We start from the raw sequence: 17,527 nt of genomic DNA, 5'->3' as shown, positions 1-17,527 counted from the left end.
GTGCACTCGGACTGTCCGCAGCAAGATCAAGAAAGAGTGTTACCGATCACATGCCGACAGGGCCCAGAAGTAGGGAGGGGGACAGTGCATCAATCCGACCCGCCCAGCGACCAGGATCTCCTGGCCCAGCACGTCGCAGGCGACCCTGACGCCTTCGGTGAGCTCGTGCGACGACACCGTGACCGCCTCTGGGCCGTGGCCCTGCGCACACTGGGCGATCGTGAGGAAGCAGCCGACGCCGTGCAGGATGCCCTTGTCTCCGCGTTCCGTGCCGCTCATACCTTCCGCGGCCAGTCCGCCGTGACCACATGGCTGCACAGGATCACCGTCAACGCCTGCCTGGACCGTGCCCGCAAGGCCGCCTCCCGGAAGACCGCACCGGTCGACGACACCGAGCGGCTCGACCAGCTCATGGAGCCTCACGAATCCGCCGAGGCTCCCGCCGAGCGGCAGGACCTGCACCGAGAGCTCCTGGCCGCACTGGCCACGCTGCCCGCCGAGCAGCGCGCCGCGCTCGTCCTGGTGGATATGCAGGCCTACCCCGTCGCCGAGGCTGCCCGCATCCTCGACGTACCGATCGGCACCGTGAAGAGCCGCTGTGCTCGTGGCCGGGCCAGACTCCTCCCACTGCTGACCCATCTGCGGACCAACAGAGAGGAAGGCAAGGACGTCTCCATGGAAAGGAACCGGACGCAGGGGCCATCCGTCCCACCGGCGTCAGGACCAAGAGACGCAGGCCATGGTGATCCTGCCGGCGTAAAGGGTGGAGGTGGGCTCGCATGACATCCACAGCCGACACGGCTCAGCACCCGGACGTCTCCGAGATCTCCGACCTCACCGAAGGTCTCCTCCAGCCGTCCCGCGAAGCAGAACTCCGCCGCCACATCGGCGCCTGCGAAGAGTGCGCCGAGATCCGCTCGTCGCTGGAAGAGATCCGCGCGCTGCTGGGGGAGGGCGGGCCCCTCCCTGAACGCATGCCCGACGACGTAGCCGACCGGATCGACGCGGCACTGGCATCGGAGGCTGCGACCGCCGCCCCGGCACCCATCGCAGAGCCTCCTGTTTCACGTGAAACAGCGGCAGACGGCAGCACGGCAGCTCCTCGGCCCGCGGGCCGCCCTCGTGGCGCCACTGGCCCCGGCCGGAGTCCCGCCCGTCGTCGGCGCCGCACCGTGATCCTGGGCACCGCCTTCGGTGCTGCCGCAGTCGGCGTGAGTGTCTTCCTGCTCCAGTCCGTCCAGGTGTCCCAGGACTCAGCCGGCAAGATGGCTGACAGCGGAGTCAGCGCTGCGGAGGGGAGCCGAGAAGACTTCTCGAAGGGCACGCTGGAAGGCCGCGTCCATACGCTTCTGAGCGAGGCGGAGGCGTCCGAGGCTGCTGGCGATGACCCAGGCAAGCCGTCGATGGACACCAAGTCCTCCCCGGGGGATCTGCCCCCCGGCGCCGCCTCCCCCCGTACTCCTCTGCGTGCACCGATCGTGGATGTTCCGCCCTGCGTCCAACAGGGCACCGGCAGGGACGCGCCTGCTCTGGCTGTGGAAGAGGGCAGCTACGAAGGGGCGGCCGCATTCCTTGTCGTCCTGCCCGATGCCACTGACTCGACTCGCGTCCAGGCCTATGTCGTCGACGCAGCCTGTGTGGATTCCGCCCCCGCGGCAAAGGGACAGCTGCTGCTCACACACTCCTACACACGCCCCTGAAGGCCTGCCGGGAGGCAGACCGGTATTTCGGGAATGCATGCCCCGTAGGATCCGTTGGGTGGGGTGAGAGTCGTGGAACCGACCCCAGTAGGCAGTCTGCAGAGACGAGGAAGAACCCGTGAGCGACGTCCGTAATGTGATCATCATCGGCTCCGGGCCGGCTGGTTACACCGCCGCCCTGTACACCGCTCGCGCGTCGCTGAAGCCGCTGGTGTTCGAGGGCGCCGTCACCGCCGGCGGTGCACTGATGAACACCACCGACGTGGAGAACTTCCCGGGCTTCCAGGACGGAATCATGGGCCCTGAGCTCATGGACAACATGCGCGCCCAGGCGGAGCGCTTCGGCGCCGAGCTCATCCCCGACGATGTCGTCTCCGTCGACCTCTCCGGTGACGTCAAGACCGTCACTGACACCGCAGGCACGGTGCACCGCGCCAAGGCCGTCATCGTCACCACGGGATCCCAGCACCGCAAGCTCGGTCTGCCCAACGAGGACGCGCTCTCCGGACGCGGCGTCTCCTGGTGCGCGACCTGCGATGGCTTCTTCTTCAAGGACCAGGACATCGCCGTGGTCGGTGGCGGCGACACCGCCATGGAAGAGGCGACCTTCCTCTCCCGGTTCGCCAAGTCCGTCACGATCGTGCACCGCCGCGACTCCCTGCGCGCCTCGAAGGCGATGCAGGAGCGCGCCTTCGCCGACCCGAAGATCAAGTTCGCGTGGGACAGCGAAGTGGCCACGGTCCACGGGGACCAGAAGCTCTCCAGCCTCACCCTGCGCAACACCAAGACCGGTGAGACCTCCGAGCTTCCGGTGACCGGCCTGTTCATCGCTGTCGGCCACGACCCCCGCACGGAGCTCTTCAAGGGCCAGCTCGACCTTGACGACGAGGGCTACCTCAAGGTCGAGGCTCCCTCGACGCGCACCAACCTGAAGGGTGTCTTCGGCGCCGGCGACGTCGTCGACCACACATACCGACAGGCCATCACAGCAGCCGGTACCGGCTGTTCGGCCGCCCTCGACGCCGAGCGCTTCCTCGCCGCGCTCTCCGACGAGCAGCTCGCCGAGCCGGAGAAGACCCCGGCAGTCTGACTGCATCCCCCGAACCCCACACCCCGCGAAGTTAAGGAGGCCGCCGTGGCCGGCGCCCTGAAGAACGTGACCGACGACTCCTTCGACGAGGACGTCCTGAAGAACGACAAGCCCGTGCTGGTGGACTTCTGGGCCGCCTGGTGCGGCCCGTGCCGCCAGATCGCGCCTTCACTGGAGGCCATTGCGGCTGAGCACGGCGATGAGATCGAGATCGTCAAGCTCAACATCGACGAGAACCCGGCCACCGCGGCGAAGTACGGCGTGATGTCGATCCCCACGCTGAACGTGTACCAGGGTGGCGAGGTCGCCAAGACCATCGTCGGCGCCAAGCCGAAGGCCGCGATTCTCCGCGACCTCGAGGGCTTCATCGTCCAGAAGTAGTGAAGTAGCGTCTGACTGTTTCACGTGAAACGGGCCTACCCCTCGGGGTGGGCCCGTTCTGCATGCTCGGTTCGTTCGGCGTGCTCCACAGGAACAGAGTGGATCCCTCATAGTCAGAGGGGGCGCAGCGCCGGCTCCTTCTGTACGGCACCCAGCAGTCTGTCCAGCGCCAGCTCGACGTCTTCCTTCCAGGAGAGCGTCGTACGCAGCTCAAGCCTCAGCCGTGGATGCACAGGATGAGGGCGCACCGTCTTGAAGCCGACCGCCAGCAGGTGATCTGCGGGCAGCACACACGCCGGCTCCTTCCAGCGGGCGTCGCCAAAGGCCTCGATCGCTTTGAAGCCACGTCGTAGCAAGTCCTTGGCGACCGTCTGCACCATCACGCGCCCCAGCCCTTGTCCCTGGAAGCCCGGCACGATAAACGCGGTCATCAGCTGCACGGCATCGGGGGAGACAGGGCTGGTGGGAAACGCCGTGGAACGAGGGACGTACGCAGGCGGCGCGTAGAGAACGAAGCCAACAGCGACATCGTCCACGTAGACGACCCGGCCACAGGATCCCCACTCCAGCAGCACGGCGGAGATCCACGCTTCCTTCTCGAGTTCGGGCCTGCCCGCCTTTACCGCAGCTTCCCCGCTGACCGGATCAAGTTCCCAGAAGACACACGAGCGGCAGCGCCTGGGGAGATCCGGAAGGTTGTCCAGTGTGAGCGGTACGAGCCGTCTCCCCATGTAGGCGGTTCCTCACTTCCTTCGCCCGCCGCATCACGTGCGGATGCCAGCGCACTCCGTTCTCGGAACAGGCTGCCGACGAACCCCCCGACAGCACCAAGCCCCAAACCGACTGTCACCAGGTGGCTGCGATTCACTGATCGCACGGCCCCCGCCTCCTCTGAGGTGGATCACGGTGGTGGATACGCCATACCAGAACGCATCGTATCCACCCAGAGGTGATGGGGATACCGAGAGACGGCAAAGGGCGGGCCGAGATCCGGAGAACTTCCCGGAGCCCCACCCGCCCTCGACTGTCCTGCCGGCTCAGGCCTCGTCGGCCTCGGCCTGCTCATCCTCGATGTTGCGCTCCAGCACCCGTCCCTCGCCCGGAGCAAGGCTGCCGAGAATGCGGTCCAGATCCTCCATCGAGGCGAACTCGACGACGATCTTCCCCTTCTTCTGCCCGAGGTCGACCTTCACCCGCGTCTCGAACCGGTCGGAGAGGCGGGAGGCAAGGTCGGTCAGAGCCGGTGAGACCCGGCCCCCGGCCCTGGGCCCCCGAGGCTTCGCGGAACTCGTCGGCTCGGAACCCAGAAGGTTCACGATCTCCTCGACCGCACGCACCGACAGCCCCTCGGCCACGATGCGGTGCGCCAGCCGGTCCTGCTCATCGGAGTCGTCCACCGAAAGCAAGGCCCTCGCGTGGCCGGCCGAGAGGACTCCCGCCGCGACCCTGCGCTGCACCGGCGGGGAGAGCCGCAGCAGACGGAGCGTGTTCGACACCTGCGGACGGGACCGGCCGATCCGGTCCGCCAGTTGATCATGCGTGCACTTGAAGTCCCTCAGCAGCTGGTCGTACGCCGCCGCCTCCTCCAAGGGATTCAGCTGAGCCCGGTGCAGGTTCTCCAGGAGTGCGTCAAGCAGCAGCTTCTCGTCGTCGGTCGCGCGAACGATGGCCGGGATGCGTTCCAGACCGGCTTCGCCGCACGCCCTCCAACGGCGTTCACCCATGATGAGCTCGTAGCGGTCCTCGTCGACCTTGCGTACGACGACGGGCTGGAGGAGACCGACCTCCTTGATGGAGGTGACCAGCTCGGCAAGAGCATCCTCGTCGAAGACCTCGCGAGGCTGTCTGGGGTTGGGCGTGATCAAAGGCAGGGGGATCTCAGCGAAGTACGCCCCGGCCGAGTCGGTCTGCTCGGTGGCGGGCTCCTGCTCGCCGACGGGAGAACTCGGCTCCGGGACCAACGAGCCGGACGGCAGCCCCGCCAGTTTCGCGGCAGCCACTCCACGCTCAGCGGTCAGGATGGACGACGAGCCCCCAGCATTCGTACCGGAAGCAGGGCTCGCGACCTGCTTCTCCTGCGGGGCTGCGGGAATCAGCGCACCGAGCCCACGCCCCAGCCCTCTACGACGCTCACTCACTGCATGCCCTCCGAATGACTCTGCTGACTGTTCTGGACGCCCGTGTGGGCAGGCTCGCCCGCCGGTGCGTGCTGGGCCTCGTAATGCACTCCGACGCCTCTCAGCGCGATCTCGCGGGCCGCCTCGAGGTAGGACAGGGATCCGCTGGAGCCCGGATCGTATGTAAGGACGGTCTGCCCGTAGCTGGGCGCCTCCGAGATGCGCACCGAACGCGGGATGCTGGTCCGCAGGACCTCCTTGCCGAAGTGGCTGCGCACCTCCTCCGCGACCTGTGAAGCAAGCCTGGTCCTGCCGTCGTACATGGTGAGCAGGATCGTCGAGACGTGGAGATCGGGGTTCAAATGCCCCCGAACCAAGTCGACGTTGCGAAGCAACTGCCCGAGACCCTCCAGTGCGTAGTACTCGCACTGAATCGGGATGAGCACCTCTGCTCCGGCCACGAGCGCGTTGACCGTCAGCAAACCGAGTGAGGGCGGGCAGTCGATGAGGATGTAGTCCAGCGGCTGGTCATACGCCTGGATGGCCCGCTGCAGCCGGCTCTCCCGCGCCACCAGCGATACCAGCTCGATCTCCGCACCGGCGAGATCGATGGTCGCCGGCGCACAGAAGAGGCCTTCGACGTCCGGGACCGGCTGAACCACCTCGGAGAGCGGCATGCTCTCCACCAGTACGTCGTAGATGGAGGGAACTTCCGCGTGATGGTCGATCCCCAGAGCCGTGGAGGCGTTCCCCTGCGGATCGAGGTCCACCACCAGGACGCGCGCGCCGTGCAGCGCGAGCGAAGCGGCGAGGTTGACCGTCGAGGTCGTCTTCCCCACACCGCCCTTCTGGTTGGCCACGACCATGACGCGTGTCCGGTCAGGTCGTGGCAGCCCCTCGCCGGCGCGGCCGAGGGCCTCGACCGCCAGCTGAGCCGCACGACCAATGGGTGTGTCGTCCATCGGCGGAGGTGTTTCACGTGAAACACCGTCCCCCAGGGACTCGGTACGGGGACCGGGGACCGGATCGGTCATCGGTCCCGCGATGTTGGCGTCGGACCGCAAGGATTCACTCTCCTCGACTTCAGGCTCGCAATGAACAGAGCCTGCCATGCTTTCGGGGTCGTGAACCAGCGAGGCCGACTCTTCTGTGGATGAATCCGGTTCTGTGGACAACTCGGTAGCCCGTAGGGGCTTGCGGTCGCGCGGCGCGGCAGCCGCACGACCGCGACCGATGATTCCCTGCAGCAGAGAGCGACGTTTCACGTGAAACACGATGCCTGTGCAGCACAGTGGCGGGCCCCCGACACTCCGCAGGCTGCACATATCGCTGCTTTCATGGAGCATCAGTGCAAAAAGGCAAGAAGTTCACCAAAGGCAGCAAATCAGGATCGCCGGACCGTCGCCCAGCCCGCGCTCATCGGCGTCGTCGCGTCCGGCCCACCCGTGCCGCCTTGGCCCGCTTTGCGGCGAACCTCACACCGCCCGGACTCTCTCCGACCACCACGCGCACCACCGTGGACGCAGGATCGACCAAGCCCTCACCGACCTGCAGTACCTCGGTCTCCACCACTCCGAGCTTGCTGAGAGCTGCCCGAGCCCCCTGGATCTCTTCCTCAGCCGTGCCCCCCTTGAGCGCCAGCATCTCTCCGTAGGGGCGCAGCAAGGGCACTCCCCAACCGGCGAGCCTGTCGAGCGGGGCGACCGCCCGGGCCGTCACCACGTGAACCGGCTGAAGGGTCCCCAGCACTTCCTCGGCCCGGCCGCGGACGACCGTCACATGATCCAGGCCCAGGAGCTCGACGACCTCCTGAAGGAAATTCGTGCGCCTCAGCAGCGGCTCCAGCAGCGTGATCTTGAGGTCGGGTCGTACCAATGCGAGCGGGATACCGGGGAGCCCGGCCCCCGAACCCACGTCGCAGACCGTGACACCCTCGGGAACCACTTCGGAGAGCACCGCGCAGTTCAGCAGGTGGCGTTCCCACAGGCGCGGCACCTCGCGCGGGCCGATCAGCCCGCGCTTGACGCCCGCGTCCGCGAGGAGCTCCGCATACCTGACAGCCTCTGGGAAGAACTCACCGAATACCGCCTGCGCCTCCTTGGGCGCCTGAGGGAGCTCTGCTTCCTCCGTCACGGGGGACCGTCCTTCCGTACCGCTCTAGCACGCTGACTATCAGGCTGACAAAGATCGGCCCCGCCTGCGAACAGACGGGGCCGACAGTACAAGGATCCGGTCAGGCCGGGAGAACGACGACGAAGCGCTGGGGCTCCTCGCCCTCGGACTCGCTGCGCAGACCTGCGGCCGCGATCGCGTCGTGCACGACCTTGCGCTCGAACGGCGTCATCGGCTCGAGCTTCACCGGCTCGCCCGAGCTCTTGACCTCATCCGCGGCCTTGGCGCCGAGGGCGGCCAGGACCTCACGCTTCTTGGCACGGAAACCGCCGATGTCCAGCATCAGGCGGCTGCGGTCACCGGTCTCGCGGTGAACGGCCAGGCGCGTCAGCTCCTGGAGCGCCTCCAGCACCTCACCATCGCGGCCCACAAGCTTCTGCAGATCACGCGCCGAGTCGCTGATGATCGAGACCGCGGCCCGGTCCGCCTCCACGTCCATGTCGATGTCACCGTCGAGGTCGGCGATGTCGAGCAGGCCTTCGAGGTAGTCAGCCGCGATCTCCCCTTCCTGCTCGAGGCGGGTCAGAGTGTCGCTGCCCTCAGCGGCCGTGGTGGTGGTGCCTTCCGTCACGGATGGACTCCTTCTTACTTCTTGGACGGGTGCTTGGGCCGCTGCGGGCCCTTGCGCTGTCCGGACTTGGCTTGGCGTGAGGAGCCGGACGCGGCGCGATTGGCCGCCGGCTTCGGCTTGTCGTCCTGCGGTGCGTCCTGCTTCTCCAGCGAGGTCTTGGATTCCGAGCCTGTGGAGCCGGTCCCCTTGTCCGTGCCGGGATGCGTGGCGGCGGTGTGGCGCTTCGCCTTGGTCTGGCGCTTGGGCTGCTGCCGCTTGGGCGCAGCACCACCCTCGGCCTCGAGAACGGCGGCTTCGCTCTTCGCGACCGTCCCGTCCTCCTGGGCCGCGAGGCCGAGCTTGCCCAGACCGGTGATGAACTTGCGCTCGATGTCGTTGCGGTCGGGACCCTTGGCCACGATCCGCTTGACGGTGTTGCGCCGCGTCCGGCCACGCACCTCACCATGTGCGGTCACGCTCTTCAGCACACGGTTCAGATACTGGTCCTGCGCCTTGCTGCCCGGAGTCGGGTTCTGGTTGATCACGTACATCTGCTGACCCATGGTCCAGACGTTGGTGGTCAGCCAGTACACGAGGACACCGACGGGGAAGTTGATGCCCATGACGGCGAAGATCAGCGGGAAGATGTACATCAGCATCTTCTGCTGCTGCATGTACGGGGTCTTCACCGTCAGGTCCACGTTCTTCGTCATCAGCTGGCGCTGCGTGAAGAACTGCGACGCGGACATCATCACGATCATGATCGCGGTCACGACACGGACGTCGGTCAGGGAGGCGCCGAGCGCCTGCACCTTCTCCTCGCTGTCCATGAACTTCGCGGCCAGTGGAGCGCCGAAGATGTGTGCCTGACGGGCACTGTCCAGCAGGGGCTGGTCGATGACACCGATCGTCTTGCCCGAGGCGATGGCCGAGAGCACGTGGTACAGGGCGAAGAAGAACGGGGACTGCGCCAGGATCGGAAGGCACGAGGAGAGCGGGTTGGTACCCGTCTCCTTGTACAGCTTCATCATCTCTTCGGACTGACGCTGTTTGTCGTTCTTGTAGCGCTCCTGGATCGCCTTCATCTTCGGCTGGAGCACCTGCATGTTCCGGGTCGACTTGATCTGCTTGACGAAAAGCGGGATCAGACAGATCCGGATCAGGACCACCAGGGACACGATGGACAGGCCCCAGGCCCACCCCGTGTCATCGCCGAACAGCGCTCCGTAGAGCTTGTGGAACTGGACGATGACCCACGAAACAGGTGTGGTGATAAAGCTGAACAGACTGGCAATCGTGTCCACTAATCAGGCTCCTTGAGCTTTGGGCGAGGTCTCTGTGGCCGGGCTCAGGGGTTCGGAGACCGACCCCCCGGAAGGCACATCGGCGGCGGAGTCCCCGCCCTTGCCGCCACGCACACAGCTGCGCAGCATTTCGTGCCAACGCGGACGTTTGCGTGGCGGTACGTGATCCACGCCGCCGGGTGACCACGGATTGCAACGCAGGATGCGCCATGCGGTCAGCGCTGTTCCCTTGATCGCACCGTGCCGGTCGATCGCCGTATATCCATAGTGGGAACACGACGGGTAGTAGCGGCAGACGGGCCCGAGGAGCGGGCTGATCGTCCACTGATACAGCTTGATGAGAGCCAGCAGCGGGTACTTCATCGCGCACCCCCTCCCAGCAGCCGCTGAAGGGCGGCGTCCAGGTCTCGGGCCAGCTGTGCATGGTCGGCGTCACCCGATCCGGGCAACGCTCGTACGACAACAAGGCTACCGGGGGGCAGCTGAGCAAGCCGATCGCGGACCAGATGGCGAAGCTTCCGCTTCACCGCGGTGCGGACGACTGCTCCTCCCACTGCTTTGCTGACAACGAAACCCGCACGTGGCGGGGGAACACTCTCCCCTGTCACGTGCGGGTCCGTAACACCGCTGCGTAGGTGCACGACGAGTAGCGGACGCCCGGCTCGGCGTCCTCGTCGTACCGCGGTCGCGAAGTCCTCGCGCCGCCTCAGCCGATTCTCGGTAGGCAGCACGTCATGGACCTGTTAGCGATCAGGCGGACAGGCTGCTGCGGCCCTTGCCACGGCGGTTCGCGAGAATCGCGCGGCCGGCACGGGTACGCATACGCAGCCGGAAGCCATGGGTCTTGGCGCGACGACGGTTGTTCGGCTGGAAGGTGCGCTTGCTCACTCGGGGGCTCCAGAAATGATTCGTGTGTTGGCGGGACATCGCCTGGCTGTCACCGTGCGCCCACGAGGAACTCGCGTAAACGCCTTAGTGCACCGCTTCACAATCACAGATCGTGATGTTTGCCCATCGGAGGCAGGCGGCAGCAGCCATCGACAACTCGACCTGGTCACGGTACGCGCGGCTACGCCATCCGGTCAAACCGGCCTCGCACCACCCCCTGCTGTACACAGGCTGTGGACAACAACTTGAACCGCGCGGGTCGGCCTGACTACCGTGGCTGAACTCCGGTTCCTTTCCTTCCTGCCTGCCGGGCCTCACCCGACCCGACCCATCCGTCCCGAGAAGTACACATTCGTGGGACATGCGAGAGAGCGTGCCTTGTGGCTGACGTACCTGCCGATCTTGCCGCAGTGTGGCCGCGAGTGCTGGAACAACTCCTCGGGGAGGGCCAGCAGGGCATCGAGCCGAAGGACAAGCAGTGGATCGAGCGCTGCCAGCCCCTGGCACTCGTCGCCGACACCGCGCTGCTGGCCGTACCCAACGAGTGGGGCAAGCGCGTCCTGGAGGGCCGGCTCGCCCCGCTGATCAGCGAGACGCTCACCCGTGAGTGCGGACGGCCGATCCGGATCGCGATCACCGTCGACGATTCCGCGGGCGAGCCCCCCGCGCCGCCGGCGCCCCCGATGCACCAGCCCCACCAAGGGCAGCAGTCCCACCGCTACCAGGGACCGCAGCACGACGAGCCCTCGCGCAACGACGGGTACGACAGCTACGGCCCCAGGTCCTCCGACGACGGCATGCCGACGGCCCGCCCCGCCTATCCGGACTACCAGCAGCACCGCCCCGAGCCCGGCGCCTGGCCCCGGGTCCAGGACGACCTCTCCTGGCAGCCCCGGCACGGCGGCTACCAGGACCGCGACCCGTACGCGAGCCCGCGCCCCCAGCAGCCGCAGCACGACTACCGCCCGCAGCCGCCGGAGCATCAGGGTTACGAGCAGCAGCGGGACAGCCGCGACCGCCACGAGCTGCAGGATCAGCAGCCCCAGCACCGCCAGGGCGGCCCCGGGACCGGAAGGGCCGGCGGCGGCCACATGGGCACGCAGTCCGCACCCCCGCCCGGGACCGGTGAGCCGCACGCCCGGCTGAATCCGAAGTACCTCTTCGACACCTTCGTGATCGGGGCGTCGAACCGCTTCGCGCACGCGGCCGCGGTCGCGGTCGCCGAGGCACCCGCGAAGGCGTACAACCCCCTCTTCATCTACGGGGAGTCGGGGCTGGGCAAGACCCACCTGCTGCACGCCATCGGGCACTACGCGCGGAGCCTCTACCCGGGCACCCGGGTGCGGTACGTGAGCTCCGAGGAGTTCACCAACGAGTTCATCAACTCGATCCGTGACGGCAAGGGCGACACCTTCCGCAAGCGGTACCGCGACGTGGACATCCTGCTGGTCGACGACATCCAGTTCCTCGCGAGCAAGGAGTCGACGCAGGAGGAGTTCTTCCACACCTTCAACACGCTGCACAACGCCAACAAGCAGATCGTGCTCTCCTCCGACCGGCCGCCCAAGCAGCTGGTGACGCTGGAGGACCGGCTCCGCAACCGGTTCGAGTGGGGCCTCACCACCGATGTGCAGCCGCCGGAGCTGGAGACGCGGATCGCGATCCTCCGTAAGAAAGCGGTGCAGGAGCAGCTCAACGCGCCGCCGGAGGTACTGGAGTTCATCGCGTCCCGCATCTCGCGCAACATCCGCGAACTGGAGGGCGCGCTGATCCGGGTGACGGCGTTCGCCAGCCTCAACCGGCAGCCTGTGGACCTCGGTCTGACCGAGATCGTGCTGAAGGACCTGATCCCCGGCGGGGAGGACTCGGCGCCCGAGATCACCGCGCCGGCGATCATGGCGGCGACGGCGGACTACTTCGGCCTGACGGTCGAGGACCTCTGCGGATCGTCGCGCAGCCGGGTGCTGGTGACGGCACGCCAGATCGCCATGTATCTCTGCCGTGAGTTGACGGATCTCTCCCTGCCCAAGATCGGCGCACAGTTCGGCGGGCGGGACCACACCACGGTGATGCACGCCGACCGGAAGATCCGGGCTCTGATGGCGGAGCGCCGCTCCATCTACAACCAGGTCACCGAGCTCACCAACCGCATCAAGAACGGCTGACGAGCCGCCTGCGTCCGGACCGCCGCACCGCGCGCCCTGGGCGCCCCACGAGGACCGTACGACGTCCTCGTGGGGCGCCCTTCTTCGTCATGGGCTGCTGGGAGAGGGCTCCAGAATCCGGCGTGTGGCATCCCGGGGACGGCCTTCGGGGCCACTCCGCGCACGCGATCCGGCCCCGGTCCATGGCATCCGAAACGCCTCTGACCCTCTGAAGTGTTCGAATACGGGCCCCGGACCAGCGCTTCTCCACAGAAGTACGAGGAATCCGGCGTCCACAGCCTGGGGACTGCGAAGTTGTCCATATTGCGTCCACAGGGTCTGCTGTCGATACTCCATCAGGCCAGGTCACATGCCTGGGGATTTGTGGTCAACGATGATCCACAGCCTGTGGACAGAGATTTCGTCCACAGGGCCCCGATGATGTTGTCCACCGGCAGCCCACAGGCAGGGCCCTGTTGTCCCCAGCTTCTCCACACCCCTGTCCACTGTTCGGCAACCCGACACCCGCTTTCACTGCCGAGAGTGAAAGGCGTCACACGAGGACCCTTGATTGAGCTGTGGGGAACGTGGGTAAAGCTGGGGACAGCCCTGGGGAGAAGTCACCTCGCCCTGTGCATCGGGTGTGCAGAACTTTCGCGTGTCCACAGAAGCGCCTGGTTGTCCACCGGCGCCGCCCACAGGGTCGGTGGACAAAAAATGGCCCCTGACCTGCGAAAACGACGTTATCCACGGTTTCCACAGGGCCTACTACTACTACCACCCAGAGTTAGCCAGGAATCCGCTTCGAAGTGGGGCCTGTGCACAACTTGAGTGGCGAGCTCCGCCAACCTCTTGGTGCGACTTGACCCCGAGCAGCAACGAGTGTCGGTGCCGTACGTCAGACTGGACCCCGGCGGCCTGCCCCAGCCCTTGGGCAGGGAGGCCCCGACAAGACGACGAAGGCCAGCAGGGCGAGCGAGCAACAGCAGGAGGCGGTTCCGGTGAAGATCCGGGTGGAGCGCGATGTACTCGCGGAGGCGGTGGCCTGGGTGGCCCGTAGCCTCCCGGCCCGTCCGCCGGCGCCCGTTCTCGCGGGCCTTCTGCTGAAGGCTGAGGACGGAGCCCTCAGCTTCTCGAGCTTCGACTACGAGGTCTCGGCCAAGGTCTCGGTGGACGCCGAGATCGAGGAGGACGGCACGGTGCTCGTCTCCGGCCGCCTGCTCGCCGACATCTGCCGCGCTCTGCCGAACAGGCCGGTGGAGATCTCCACCGACGGGGTGCGCGCCACGGTGGTCTGCGGCTCCTCGCGGTTCACACTCCACACACTGCCTGTGGAGGAGTACCCGGCCCTGCCGCAGATGCCGACCGCCACGGGCACAGTCCCCGGTGAGGTCTTCGCCTCCGCGGCGGCCCAGGTCGCCATCGCGGCCGGCCGCGACGACACCCTGCCCGTCCTCACCGGCGTCCGGATCGAGATCGAGGGCGACACCGTCACCCTCGCGTCGACCGACCGCTACCGCTTCGCGGTCCGCGAGTTCCTGTGGAAGCCGGAGAACCCCGACGCCTCCGCGGTGGCCCTGGTGCCCGCCAAGACGCTCCTGGACACCGCCAAGGCCCTGACCAGCGGTGACACGGTGACGCTGGCGCTGTCCGGCTCGGGTGCGGGCGAAGGGCTCATCGGTTTCGAGGGCGCCGGCCGCCGTACGACCACGCGACTGCTCGAGGGCGACCTCCCGAAGTACCGGACGCTCTTCCCCACCGAGTTCAACTCGGTCGCGGTCATCGAGACCGCCCCGTTCGTCGAGGCCGTCAAGCGTGTGGCGCTCGTCGCCGAGCGCAACACCCCGGTGCGCCTCAGCTTCGAGCAGGGTGTGCTCATCCTCGAGGCCGGTTCCAGTGACGACGCACAGGCTGTGGAGCGCGTCGACGCCGTGCTGGAGGGCGACGACATCTCGATCGCCTTCAACCCGACCTTCCTGCTGGACGGGCTCAGCGCGATCGACTCCCCGGTCGCGCAGCTCTCCTTCACGACGTCGACCAAGCCCGCCCTGCTCAGCGGCCGGCCGGCCGTCGACGCCGAGGCCGACGCCGCGTACAAGTACCTGATCATGCCGGTCCGCCTCTCCGGCTGATCCGGCGGTCGTCCCTGTCATGGCAGTTTCCGGCGGGCAGGCTCAGCGCAGAGCGGGCCCTCCGTGCTGCACCCCGCCGTGCTGTCCCGGCCGGGCGTAGGCTCGGTCCTGGGTACGAATCGGCACAACGCTTAAGGAATCTCTGATGGAGCTCGGTCTCGTCGGCCTCGGCAAGATGGGCGGCAACATGCGCGAGCGCATCCGCCGCGCAGGCCACACGGTCATCGGTTACGACCGCAACCCGGACGTCGCCGATGTCCACAGCCTCGAAGAGCTTGTGGGCAAGCTCAAGGGTCCGCGCGTCGTGTGGGTGATGGTCCCGGCCGGTGCCGCGACCCAGTCCACCATCGACGAGCTGGCCGAGCTGCTCTCCCCGGGTGACGTCGTCGTGGACGGCGGGAACTCCCGCTGGACCGACGACGAGAAGCACGCCGTCGAGCTGGGCATCAAGGGCATCGGCTTCGTCGACTGCGGCGTCTCCGGTGGCGTCTGGGGCCTGGAGAACGGCTACGCCCTGATGTACGGCGGCGAGACCGCGAACGTCGAGAAGGTCCAGCCGGTCTTCGACGCGCTCAAGCCCGAGGGCGACTTCGGCTCCGTCCACGCGGGCAAGGTCGGCGCCGGCCACTTCGCCAAGATGGTCCACAACGGCATCGAGTACGCCATGATGCAGGCCTACGCCGAGGGCTGGGAGCTCCTGGAGAAGGTCGACTCCGTCACCGACGTGCGCGAGGTCTTCCGCTCCTGGCAGGAGGGGACGGTCATCCGTTCCTGGCTGCTCGACCTCGCGGTCAACGCGCTGGACGACGACGAGCACCTCGACCAGCTCCGTGGTTTCGCGGCGGACTCCGGCGAGGGCCGGTGGACGGTCGAGGCCGCCATCGACAACGCGGTCCCGCTGCCCGCGATCACCGCGTCCCTGTTCGCGCGCTTCGCCTCGCGGCAGGACGACTCGCCGCAGATGAAGATGATCGCCGCGCTGCGCAACCAGTTCGGCGGCCACGCGGTCGAGAACAAGAAGTAGCCAGCGCCACAGCAGCACACAGCAGAGCACGCAGTCGGAAGGGTCGGCGACCATGCACGTCACGCATCTCTCGCTGGCCGACTTCCGCTCGTACGCCCGGGTCGAGGTTCCTCTCGACCCGGGCGTCACCGCGTTCGTGGGGGCCAACGGACAGGGCAAGACCAATCTGGTGGAGGCGGTCGGCTATCTGGCGACGCTCGGCAGCCACCGGGTGTCGTCCGATGCCCCGCTGGTACGCATGGGCGCGGAGCGCGCCGTCGTACGGGCCGCGGTCACCCAGGGGGAGCGCTCGCAGCTGATCGAGCTGGAGCTCAATCCGGGCCGTGCCAACCGGGCCCGTATCAACAGGTCGTCGCAGGTCAGGCCGCGTGACGTGCTGGGCATAGTGCGGACGGTGCTCTTCGCCCCGGAGGACTTGGCCCTGGTGAAGGGTGACCCGGGCGAGCGCAGGCGCTTCCTGGACGAGCTGATCACGGCGCGGTCCCCCCGCATGGCCGGGGTCCGCTCCGACTACGAGCGGGTGCTGAAGCAGCGCAACACCCTGCTGAAGTCCGCCGCCATGGCCCGCAGACACGGTGGCCGGTCGATGGATCTGTCCACCCTCGACGTGTGGGACCAGCACCTGGGCAGGGTGGCGGCGGAGCTGCTGGCGCAGCGGCTGGACCTGATCGCGACCCTGCAGCCGCTGGCGGACAAGGCGTACGCGGACGTGGCCCCCGGCGGTGGCCCCGTCACCCTGGAGTACCGCAGCTCGGTCGGTGGCGACGTGGAGCCCGCGCGCACCCGCGAGGAGCTGTACGAGCAGGTGATGGCGGCCCTGGCCGAGGCGCGCAAGCAGGAGATCGAGCGCGGGGTGACCCTGGTCGGTCCCCACCGTGACGACCTGGTGCTTGGCCTGCGCGGCATGCCGGCGAAGGGGTACGCGAGCCACGGCGAGTCCTGGTCGTACGCCCTGGCCCTGCGGCTGGCCTCGTACGATCTGCTTCGCACCGAGGGCAACGAGCCGGTGCTGGTGCTCGACGACGTGTTCGCCGAGCTGGACGCGCGCCGTCGCGAGCGGCTGGCCGAGCTGGTCGCCCCCGGGGAGCAGGTGCTGGTGACGGCGGCCGTGGACGACGACGTCCCGGGTGTCCTGGCGGGAGCCCGGTACGCCGTGTCCGCCGGTGCGGTGGAGCGACTGTGAGCGGCCTGGACGAGCAGGGCGGTCCCCTGCCGGGGCAGGCGAAGCCGGCCGGAGCCGGGCCGGATCCGGTGAAGCCGCCGGAGGTGTCCGGCGTGGACCTGGCGCGTGTGGCCCTGCGCGCCGCGAAGGAACAGGCCCGTGCCCGGGGCGCCGCGGCGCAGCAGAAGAATCAGGCGAGGCGGGGCGGCGGCCTGCGGTCGGGCGCCCGGTCCGACGGGCGCGACCCGCTGCCTCTGGGGTCGGCGATCAACCGGCTGATCACCGAGCGGGGCTGGGAGACACCGGCGGCCGTCGGCGGTGTGATGGGCCGCTGGCCGCAGATCGTCGGTGACGATCTGGCCAACCACTGCGTCCCCGTGCGGTACGACGAGGACCCGGCCGAGCGGGTGCTGACCGTGCAGTGCGACTCGACGGCATGGGCGACGCAGCTCCGGCTGCTGGCCCCGCAGCTCGTGGCCCGGCTGAACACGGACCTGGGCCACGGCACCGTGCGGATGATCAAAGTGCTCGGTCCGGGCGGTCCACCGCGCAGATTCGGCCCTCTCCGGACTCCCGGGAGCAAGGGGCCGGGCGACACCTACGGCTGAGCAGGCCTTTTCCTCGTCCGGAACCTTCGGGCACCCGCCTGCGCCGAGGACGGCGCGAGCTGCGCTTCGTCCGCTTATGTCCCACTTCGTCGAAGACCCGGCGCTTCCGGTCTGTCCGGCTATGGGGTGACTTGGTTCGCGCGGGGAGAGTGGAGCGTCCCTCACCGTAGCGGGAGGTTGACAGCCCGAAGCGCGCAAAGCCCTCGTGAGCCCCCCGGGGCCCCTTCCTGAATATGGGGAGTCGTCAGCCGCTCA

The 17,527-nt window shown here is 67.7% G+C and carries 18 protein-coding genes; 9 read left to right on the top strand and 9 right to left on the bottom strand.

The window, feature by feature from the left end:
* The first annotated feature begins 84 nt into the window (after positions 1–84).
* The 4 genes from sigM (at position 85) to trxA (ending at position 3,171) form a co-directional block, all read left to right on the top strand.
* Positions 85–783, top strand: coding sequence for an RNA polymerase sigma factor SigM (gene sigM / locus OG379_RS19760; protein ID WP_405664518.1), 699 nt, complete (start codon positions 85–87; stop codon positions 781–783).
* On the top strand, positions 780–1,700 hold the full coding sequence (locus OG379_RS19755) for an anti-sigma factor family protein (protein ID WP_405664516.1): 921 nt from the start codon (positions 780–782) through the stop codon (positions 1,698–1,700). Before sigM ends, OG379_RS19755 begins: the two co-directional genes overlap by 4 nt.
* 118 nt (positions 1,701–1,818) lie before the next feature.
* Positions 1,819–2,790 (top strand): thioredoxin-disulfide reductase, encoded by a 972-nt coding sequence (gene trxB / locus OG379_RS19750; protein ID WP_104787411.1) that lies wholly within the window; start codon positions 1,819–1,821, stop codon positions 2,788–2,790.
* 45 nt (positions 2,791–2,835) lie between these two features.
* Positions 2,836–3,171, top strand: coding sequence for a thioredoxin (gene trxA, locus OG379_RS19745; RefSeq protein ID WP_362927534.1), 336 nt, complete (start codon positions 2,836–2,838; stop codon positions 3,169–3,171).
* A gap of 113 nt (positions 3,172–3,284) precedes the next feature.
* Here the strand turns inward: trxA and OG379_RS19740 are convergent, their stop codons facing one another.
* From OG379_RS19740 to rpmH, 9 genes are all read right to left on the bottom strand, one after another.
* Entirely contained in the window at positions 3,285–3,902 is a 618-nt protein-coding gene (locus OG379_RS19740) for a GNAT family N-acetyltransferase (RefSeq protein ID WP_405664513.1), read from the bottom strand.
* 306 nt (positions 3,903–4,208) lie between these two features.
* Positions 4,209–5,309, bottom strand: a complete 1,101-nt coding sequence (locus OG379_RS19735) for a ParB/RepB/Spo0J family partition protein (RefSeq protein ID WP_405664511.1) — start codon at positions 5,307–5,309, stop codon at positions 4,209–4,211.
* Positions 5,306–6,400, bottom strand: a complete 1,095-nt coding sequence (locus tag OG379_RS19730) for a ParA family protein (protein WP_104787405.1) — start codon at positions 6,398–6,400, stop codon at positions 5,306–5,308. Before OG379_RS19730 ends, OG379_RS19735 begins: the two co-directional genes overlap by 4 nt.
* Before the next feature lie 304 nt (positions 6,401–6,704).
* Positions 6,705–7,421, bottom strand: a complete 717-nt coding sequence (rsmG, locus tag OG379_RS19725; RefSeq protein ID WP_329230755.1) for a 16S rRNA (guanine(527)-N(7))-methyltransferase RsmG — start codon at positions 7,419–7,421, stop codon at positions 6,705–6,707.
* Between the two features lie 100 nt (positions 7,422–7,521).
* Positions 7,522–8,031, bottom strand: a complete 510-nt coding sequence (locus OG379_RS19720; protein ID WP_393763648.1) for a protein jag — start codon at positions 8,029–8,031, stop codon at positions 7,522–7,524.
* Positions 8,032–8,045: 14 nt separating this feature from the next.
* Entirely contained in the window at positions 8,046–9,314 is a 1,269-nt protein-coding gene (yidC, locus tag OG379_RS19715; protein ID WP_405664509.1) for a membrane protein insertase YidC, read from the bottom strand.
* 3 nt (positions 9,315–9,317) lie between these two features.
* Positions 9,318–9,677 (bottom strand): membrane protein insertion efficiency factor YidD, encoded by a 360-nt coding sequence (gene yidD / locus OG379_RS19710; RefSeq protein WP_078850490.1) that lies wholly within the window; start codon positions 9,675–9,677, stop codon positions 9,318–9,320.
* Positions 9,674–10,045: a ribonuclease P protein component gene (rnpA, locus tag OG379_RS19705; protein ID WP_362927528.1), complete on the bottom strand. Its 372-nt coding sequence runs from the start codon at positions 10,043–10,045 to the stop codon at positions 9,674–9,676. The genes yidD and rnpA overlap by 4 nt, the downstream gene beginning before the upstream one ends.
* A gap of 19 nt (positions 10,046–10,064) precedes the next feature.
* Positions 10,065–10,202, bottom strand: a complete 138-nt coding sequence (rpmH, locus tag OG379_RS19700) for a 50S ribosomal protein L34 (protein WP_003967884.1) — start codon at positions 10,200–10,202, stop codon at positions 10,065–10,067.
* A 380-nt stretch (positions 10,203–10,582) separates the two neighbouring features.
* Between rpmH and dnaA the strand changes: the two genes are divergently transcribed.
* The 5 genes from dnaA (at position 10,583) to OG379_RS19675 (ending at position 17,272) form a co-directional block, all read left to right on the top strand.
* Entirely contained in the window at positions 10,583–12,367 is a 1,785-nt protein-coding gene (gene dnaA, locus OG379_RS19695; RefSeq protein WP_405664506.1) for a chromosomal replication initiator protein DnaA, read from the top strand.
* A gap of 980 nt (positions 12,368–13,347) precedes the next feature.
* On the top strand, positions 13,348–14,478 hold the full coding sequence (dnaN, locus tag OG379_RS19690; RefSeq protein ID WP_393763641.1) for a DNA polymerase III subunit beta: 1,131 nt from the start codon (positions 13,348–13,350) through the stop codon (positions 14,476–14,478).
* 145 nt (positions 14,479–14,623) lie between these two features.
* Entirely contained in the window at positions 14,624–15,502 is an 879-nt protein-coding gene (gene gnd / locus OG379_RS19685) for a phosphogluconate dehydrogenase (NAD(+)-dependent, decarboxylating) (RefSeq protein WP_383112766.1), read from the top strand.
* Positions 15,503–15,554: 52 nt separating this feature from the next.
* Entirely contained in the window at positions 15,555–16,685 is a 1,131-nt protein-coding gene (gene recF / locus OG379_RS19680) for a DNA replication/repair protein RecF (RefSeq protein ID WP_393763638.1), read from the top strand.
* 26 nt (positions 16,686–16,711) lie between these two features.
* A complete protein-coding gene (locus tag OG379_RS19675) occupies positions 16,712–17,272 on the top strand; it encodes a DciA family protein (RefSeq protein WP_362927598.1) in 561 nt (186 codons plus the stop codon).
* The last annotated feature ends 255 nt before the right edge of the window (positions 17,273–17,527 follow it).

Source organism: Streptomyces sp. NBC_01166, from assembly GCF_045039765.1.
Lineage (GTDB): Bacteria > Actinomycetota > Actinomycetes > Streptomycetales > Streptomycetaceae > Streptomyces.
This window is presented reverse-complemented; position numbering and strand designations above follow the sequence as displayed.